Below are 6,974 nucleotides of genomic sequence, written 5' to 3'. Positions count from 1 at the left end.
AACCAGTAGATCACACTTCATCGTGCTTTTCATTTTTCTGGGGAACCCTCAGCCCGGTGGGAGAGGGTTAGGGTGAGGGCAACCGGCCTTCACCTTTCCCTCAAAATCCCGCCGCACAATCTCCAGCGCCTTCAGCACCGTCTCAGCCGGGATCTCATGATTCTCCAGCAGCATAATCAAATCGACGGCCAGTTTGACCTCATCGGGGGCATTTTCCAGCGACATGTGTGGCTCCTTTTAACGGGTCAGGCGTTCAATGACGCGTTCGATCTCATCCAGCGCCTGACGGCAGCGGACAAGACGTCCATCCAGCGCGTCGATTTCACGCATCAATAACTGCTGCTCTTCCAGCGTTTCACTGTTGTTCAGACGTGCTTCCCGATCGCGCTTCATCTCAAACAGACGGCGTTCAAACTCCTGGTGCTCCAGCCGTTTGCGCTGCCATTTACCGAGGCCGGGCGACGCGCTATCCCAGGTACGCAGGGGCCAGGCTGCGATCTCCCGGTGCAAGGCGGTGATCTGACTGGTGAGATGCTCCGCAAGCCAGGCCACCTGCTCATGTTTACCGTCATTCACGGACTGTCGCAGTTCGTCGAGGTTGGTCTGCGCCTCATCAAGATAGTCTTTCATCAGCGTACTTCGCGTATGAAATAACTGCCGGTCAAAGCGCGGTTTGAGCGTCGCATGCTGCATCAACGGTGACGCCTGCGTGCGCAGGGCAACGAGCTGATTTTGCAGCGTCTCTAAAAGCAGGGCTATTTTCAAGGCGCGCTCCAGTGGTAAAGTAGCCGTTCAGTTTGATAACGATTCGCATTATGCAGCGTACTATTTTAATCATCATTGGCTGGCTGGCGGTAGTGTTAGGCACCCTGGGCGTGGTTTTGCCACTTTTGCCCACGACGCCGTTTATTCTGCTGGCAGCCTGGTGTTTTGCCCGCTCATCCCCGCGTTTTCATCACTGGCTGCTGTATCGCTCGTGGTTTGGCGGCTATCTGCGCCACTGGCAGAAACACCGGGCCATGCCGCCTGGCGCAAAGCCGCGTGCGATTGCAGTCATCCTCATCACCTTCGCCATTTCATTATGGCTGGTGAAAATGATGTGGGTGCGGATCCTGCTGCTGGTTATCCTGACCTGCCTGCTTATCTTCATGTGGCGGATCCCCGTGGTTGATGAAAAGCAACAAAAGCACTGAAGCCTTATAATGGCTGTTGCAATTATTGCGCGCAGCCAGTAAATTCGACCGTTTTCGAGCACAGGCGCGCCTGGTTAAAGGTTAAACAATTGTTACCTTTACCGCCTCTTTGCGCGCTGTGAGTAACACTGTTTCATTTAGGCACAAACCGATGACCGCAACTGCACAGCAGCTTGAATATCTGAAAAACAGCATCAAAAGCATCCAGGACTATCCAAAACCTGGCATTCTTTTCCGTGATGTCACCAGCTTGCTGGAAGACCCGAAAGCGTACGCGCTCAGCATTGAACTGCTGGTCGAGCGTTATAAAAACGCCGGGATCACCAAAGTAGTAGGTACCGAAGCCCGTGGCTTCCTGTTTGGCGCACCGGTGGCGCTGGCAATGGGCGTAGGTTTTGTGCCAGTGCGTAAGCCGCGCAAACTGCCGCGTGAAACCATCGCGGAGAGCTATGAGCTGGAATACGGCACCGATCAGCTGGAAATCCACGTCGATGCCATTAAGCCTGGCGACAAAGTGCTGGTGGTGGACGATCTGCTGGCAACCGGTGGCACTATCGAAGCGACCGTGAAGCTGATTCGTCGCCTGGGTGGTGAAGTGACCGACGCGGCCTTCATCATCAATCTGTTCGATCTGGGCGGCGAACAGCGCCTGGAAAAACAGGGTATTACCAGCTACAGCCTGGTGCCTTTCCCGGGTCATTAATCCCGTTTCTCACAACCTCGCTCAATGGGTGAGGTTGTGATAGCATTCCCCTCCATTAATTCACCTTCCAGCGTTGCAGAGCCTGCCCATGAGTTATCAGGTGTTAGCCCGTAAATGGCGACCACAAACCTTTGCCGACGTTGTCGGTCAGGAACATGTGCTGACGGCCCTGGCGAACGGCTTGTCGCTAGGTCGTATCCATCACGCCTATCTCTTCTCCGGTACCCGCGGCGTCGGTAAAACCTCTATTGCCCGTTTGCTGGCAAAAGGTCTGAACTGCGAAACCGGGATCACCGCCACGCCGTGTGGCGTGTGTGACAACTGCCGTGAGATCGAACAGGGGCGCTTTGTCGATCTGATCGAGATCGACGCCGCCTCGCGCACCAAAGTTGAAGATACCCGTGACCTGCTGGATAACGTGCAGTACGCCCCGGCGCGTGGCCGCTTCAAGGTCTATCTGATCGATGAAGTGCACATGCTGTCACGTCACAGCTTCAACGCCCTGCTGAAAACGCTGGAAGAGCCGCCTGCGCATGTGAAATTCCTGCTGGCGACCACCGATCCGCAAAAGCTGCCGGTGACGATTCTGTCGCGCTGTTTGCAGTTCCATCTGAAGGCGCTGGACGTTGAACAGATCCGCACTCAGCTGGAACACATTCTCGACGAAGAGAACATTGTCCACGAGCCGCGCGCCCTGCAACTGCTGGCCCGTGCAGCGGACGGCAGCCTGCGCGATGCGCTCAGCCTGACGGATCAAGCTATTGCCAGCGGTGACGGTAAACTGTCGACGGAGGCGGTCAGCACCATGCTCGGCACGCTGGACGACGACCAGGCGCTGTCCCTGATTGAAGCCACGATCGCCGCGAACGGTGAGCGCGTCATGTCGCTGGTGAATGCCGCTGCAGCCCGTGGCGTTGAGTGGGAAGCCCTACTGGTCGAGATGCTTAGCCTGCTGCACCGTGTAGCGATGCTTCAGCTCTCTCCGTCAGCAATGGGGGCGGATATGGCGGCCATTGAACAGCGGATGCGTGAACTTGCGCGAACCGTGCCGCCTGCTGACGTACAGCTTTATTACCAGACCTTGCTGATTGGCCGTAAAGAGCTGCCGTTTGCGCCGGATCCTAGAATGGGCGTTGAAATGACGCTGCTGCGTGCGCTGGCGTTCCACCCGCGTATGCCGCTGCCAGAGCCTGAAGTGCCCCGGCAGTCATTCGCCCCGACCGCTCCAACGGCAGTGATGTCCCCGCAGCAGGTGCCAGCACAGCCGGCAGCGCCGCCGCAAAATGTACCGCTGTCGGATGCCACCAGTTCGGTGCTTGCCGCCCGCAGCCAGTTGCAGCGAGCGCAGGGAGCAACCAAACCAAAAAAGAGTGAACCGGCAGCGCCAGGAAGAGCGCGGCCGGTAAACAACGCCGCGCTTGAACGACTGGCCTCGGTAACGGAGCGCGTACAGGCGCGCCCGGCACCGTCCGCGCTCGAGCAAAAAGCCCCGGTGAAAGAAGAGGCTTACCGCTGGAAGTCGACGACCATCGTCGAAGAGGTGAAGAAAGAGGTCGCCACGCCAAAAGCGCTGAAGAAAGCGCTGGAGCATGAAAAAACACCGGAGCTTTCCGCGAAGCTCGCGGAAGAGTCTATCGCGCGTGACGCCTGGGCCGCGGAGGTCAGTAAACTGCATTTGCCTAAGCTGGTCGAGCAGGTCGCGCTGAATGCCTGGAAAGAGCAGGACGGTAATCAGGTGCGTCTGCATCTGCGTCCCGGTCAACGGCACCTGAACTCCCCCGGCGCACAAAAAGCGCTGGCGGAGGCGCTGGCCACATTGCAGGGTGCACCGGTTGAATTGACTATCATTGAAGACGATAATCCGGCGGTGCGAACGCCACTGGAGTGGCGCCAGGCCATTTATGAAGAGAAACTCGCGCAGGCGCGTGAGTCGATTATTGCGGATAACAACATCCAGACCCTGCGCCGGTTCTTCGACGCCGATCTGGATGAAGAGAGTATTCGCCCCATTTGATCGTGAGTCTGACTTACGGTTGTCATCGTTAAACGTGAAAGAGAGAGAAGCCTATGTTTGGTGGAAAAGGCGGTCTGGGTGGCCTGATGAAGCAGGCTCAGCAGATGCAGGAAAAAATGCAGAAGATGCAGGAAGAGATCGCTCAACTGGAAGTCACGGGTGAATCCGGTGCCGGTCTGGTCAAGGTGACCATCAACGGTGCGCATAACTGCCGCCGCGTTGAAATCGATCCAAGCCTGCTCGAAGACGACAAAGAGATGCTGGAAGATCTGGTTGCAGCCGCGTTCAACGATGCCGCTCGCCGTATCGACGAAACCCAGAAAGAGAAAATGGCCTCTGTATCCAGCGGTATGCAACTGCCGCCGGGCTTCAAGATGCCGTTCTGATGCAAACCAGTCCGCTGCTCACGCAGTTAATGGAAGCGTTGCGCTGCCTGCCGGGCGTAGGCCCGAAGTCGGCGCAGCGTATGGCGTTTACGCTATTGCAGCGCGACCGCAGCGGCGGGATGCGCCTGGCGCAGGCTCTGACCCGCGCCATGTCAGAGATTGGTCACTGTGCGGATTGCCGTACTTTTACCGAGCAGGACGTCTGTAATATTTGCTCGAATCCGCGTCGTCAGGAGAACGGTCAGATTTGCGTGGTGGAGAGTCCGGCGGACATCTATGCCATCGAACAAACCGGGCAGTTCTCTGGCCGCTATTTCGTGCTGATGGGGCATCTCTCCCCGCTGGACGGTATTGGCCCGGATGATATCGGTCTTGATCGCCTTGAACAGCGTCTGGAGTCCGAGACCATCAAAGAGGTGATCCTCGCCACCAACCCCACGGTGGAAGGGGAGGCAACCGCCAACTACATCGCCGAGCTGTGCGCGCAGTACGGTGTTGACGCCAGCCGTATCGCTCACGGCGTGCCGGTTGGCGGCGAGCTGGAGATGGTTGACGGCACCACGCTATCGCACTCTCTGGCCGGACGTCACAAGATTATTTTCTGACCAAACGGAGGCGGCATTCGCAGCCTCCGCTTGAAAATTTCCCTGCTTATCCCCATCTCTCCCTCAACGTTTTACAACCCCATTAAATGGCATTGTTGAGGTCGACTTAGATGAAAGGACAAGAAACCCGTGGTTTCCAGTCAGAAGTAAAACAGCTTCTGCACCTGATGATCCATTCCCTGTATTCCAACAAAGAAATTTTCCTGCGTGAGCTGATTTCCAACGCCTCCGATGCGGCGGACAAGCTGCGCTTCCGCGCGCTGTCTAACCCGGATCTGTATGAAGGCGACGGCGAGCTGCGCGTGCGCGTCTCTTTCAATAAAGAGAACCGTACCCTGACCATCGCCGATAACGGCATCGGTATGAACCGCGACGAGGTGATCGACCACCTCGGGACTATCGCCAAATCCGGGACCAAAGCGTTCCTGGAATCTATGGGCTCTGACCAGGCGAAAGACAGCCAGCTGATCGGCCAGTTCGGCGTGGGCTTCTATTCGGCGTTTATCGTGGCGGACAAAGTGACCGTGCGTACACGTGCGGCGGGTGACAGCGCGGAAAACGGCGTGTTCTGGGAATCCAAAGGTGAAGGTGAATACACCGTTGATGACATCACCAAAGCGGATCGCGGCACCGAAATCACCCTGCACCTGCGTGAAGGCGAAGACGATTTCCTGAACGACTGGCGCGTGCGCTCCATCATCAGCAAATATTCCGACCACATTGCCCTGCCGGTTGAGATTGAAAAACAGGAAGAGAAAGACGGTGAAACCGTGGTCTCCTGGGAGAAAATCAACAAGGCGCAGGCCCTGTGGACGCGCAATAAGGCTGAAATCAAGGACGACGAATATAACGAGTTCTACAAACACATCGCCCACGACTTTACCGATCCGCTGACCTGGAGCCATAACCGTGTGGAAGGTAAGCAGGAGTACACCAGCCTGCTGTATATCCCGTCGCAGGCACCGTGGGATATGTGGAACCGCGATCACAAGCACGGTCTGAAGCTTTACGTTCAGCGTGTCTTCATTATGGACGACGCCGAGCAGTTCATGCCGAACTACCTGCGCTTTGTCCGTGGCCTGATAGATTCTAACGATCTGCCGCTGAACGTCTCCCGTGAAATTCTGCAGGACAGCACCGTGACCCGCAACCTGCGTAACGCGCTGACCAAACGTACGCTGCAGATGCTGGAAAAACTGGCGAAAGACGACGCGGAAAAATACCAGACCTTCTGGAAGCAGTTTGGCCTGGTGCTGAAAGAAGGCCCGGCGGAAGATACCGCGAACGTAGAAGCGATCGCCAAACTGCTGCGCTTTGCCTCTACGCACACTGACTCCTCCGCGCAGACCGTGTCGCTGGAAGAGTACGTTTCCCGCATGAAAGAAGGGCAGGAGAAGATCTACTACATCACCGCCGACAGCTACGCCGCGGCGAAGAGCAGCCCGCACCTGGAGCTGCTGCGTAAGAAAGGTATCGAAGTGCTGCTGCTTTCTGACCGCATCGACGAGTGGATGATGAACTACCTGACCGAGTTCGACGGTAAGCCATTCCAGTCTGTTGCCAAAGCCGATGAATCCATCGACAAGCTGGCGGATGAAGTGGATGAAAGCGCGAAAGAAGCCGAGAAGGCGCTGGAGCCGTTCGTTGAGCGCGTGAAAACCCTGCTGGGCGACCGTGTGAAAGAGGTGCGCTTCACCCACCGTCTGACCGATACGCCGGCGATTGTGACTACCGATGCGGACGAAATGGGTACCCAGATGGCGAAACTGTTCGCCGCGGCGGGTCAGGCAATGCCAGAAGTGAAATATATCTTCGAGCTGAACCCGGATCACCCGCTGGTGAAACGCGCGGCGGATACCCAGGACGAAACCCGCTTTGCTGAGTGGGTTGAACTGCTGCTGGATCAGTCTCTGCTGGCCGAGCGCGGCACGCTGGAAGATCCTAACCTCTTCATTAAACGTGTGAATGCGCTGCTGATGGCGTAATTAAACACCTACCCCTCACCCTGCCCTCTCCCCAAAGGGGAGAGGGTGTTCACGTTCCCTCTCCCCTTTGGGGAGAGGGCTAGGGTGA

The 6,974-nt window shown here is 57.0% G+C and carries 8 protein-coding genes and 1 other annotated feature; of the genes, 6 read left to right on the top strand and 2 right to left on the bottom strand.

All coding sequences use genetic code 11. The features are described 5' to 3' along the window. Positions 1-48 precede the first annotated feature (48 nt). Together rsmS and priC are read right to left on the bottom strand one after the other, a co-directional pair. Positions 49-225: a pleiotropic regulatory protein RsmS gene (rsmS, locus tag HX884_RS16845; protein WP_058682755.1), complete on the bottom strand. Its 177-nt coding sequence runs from the start codon at positions 223-225 to the stop codon at positions 49-51. A 12-nt stretch (positions 226-237) separates the two neighbouring features. Then, positions 238-765, bottom strand: a complete 528-nt coding sequence (priC, locus tag HX884_RS16840; protein ID WP_178328505.1) for a primosomal replication protein N'' — start codon at positions 763-765, stop codon at positions 238-240. A gap of 50 nt (positions 766-815) precedes the next feature. Here priC and HX884_RS16835 point away from each other — a divergent pair, with 50 nt between their 5' ends. The 6 genes from HX884_RS16835 to htpG all read left to right on the top strand — a co-directional run bounded on the left by HX884_RS16835 (position 816) and on the right by htpG (position 6,886). Beyond that, a complete protein-coding gene (locus HX884_RS16835; protein WP_013095896.1) occupies positions 816-1,193 on the top strand; it encodes a DUF454 family protein in 378 nt (125 codons plus the stop codon). Positions 1,194-1,344: 151 nt separating this feature from the next. Further along, positions 1,345-1,896, top strand: coding sequence for an adenine phosphoribosyltransferase (apt, locus tag HX884_RS16830; RefSeq protein WP_000127359.1), 552 nt, complete (start codon positions 1,345-1,347; stop codon positions 1,894-1,896). Positions 1,897-1,984: 88 nt separating this feature from the next. Then, complete coding sequence (gene dnaX, locus HX884_RS16825; RefSeq protein WP_020685009.1) at positions 1,985-3,910, top strand: DNA polymerase III subunit gamma/tau; 1,926 nt, start codon at positions 1,985-1,987, stop codon at positions 3,908-3,910. Beyond that, positions 3,240-3,304, top strand: a sequence feature (DnaX frameshifting element). It overlaps the preceding gene by 65 nt. Before the next feature lie 53 nt (positions 3,911-3,963). Beyond that, a complete protein-coding gene (locus HX884_RS16820; protein WP_003858972.1) occupies positions 3,964-4,296 on the top strand; it encodes a YbaB/EbfC family nucleoid-associated protein in 333 nt (110 codons plus the stop codon). Next, complete coding sequence (recR, locus tag HX884_RS16815) at positions 4,296-4,901, top strand: recombination mediator RecR (RefSeq protein WP_013095898.1); 606 nt, start codon at positions 4,296-4,298, stop codon at positions 4,899-4,901. The genes HX884_RS16820 and recR overlap by 1 nt, the downstream gene beginning before the upstream one ends. 110 nt (positions 4,902-5,011) lie before the next feature. After that, positions 5,012-6,886 carry a molecular chaperone HtpG gene (gene htpG, locus HX884_RS16810; protein WP_178328504.1) on the top strand — a complete coding sequence of 625 codons (1,875 nt, stop codon included), beginning with the start codon at positions 5,012-5,014 and terminating at the stop codon, positions 6,884-6,886. Positions 6,887-6,974 lie beyond the last annotated feature (88 nt).

This window comes from Enterobacter sp. SECR19-1250 (assembly GCF_013391025.1).
GTDB classification, from domain to species: domain Bacteria; phylum Pseudomonadota; class Gammaproteobacteria; order Enterobacterales; family Enterobacteriaceae; genus Enterobacter; species Enterobacter cloacae.
This window is presented reverse-complemented; position numbering and strand designations above follow the sequence as displayed.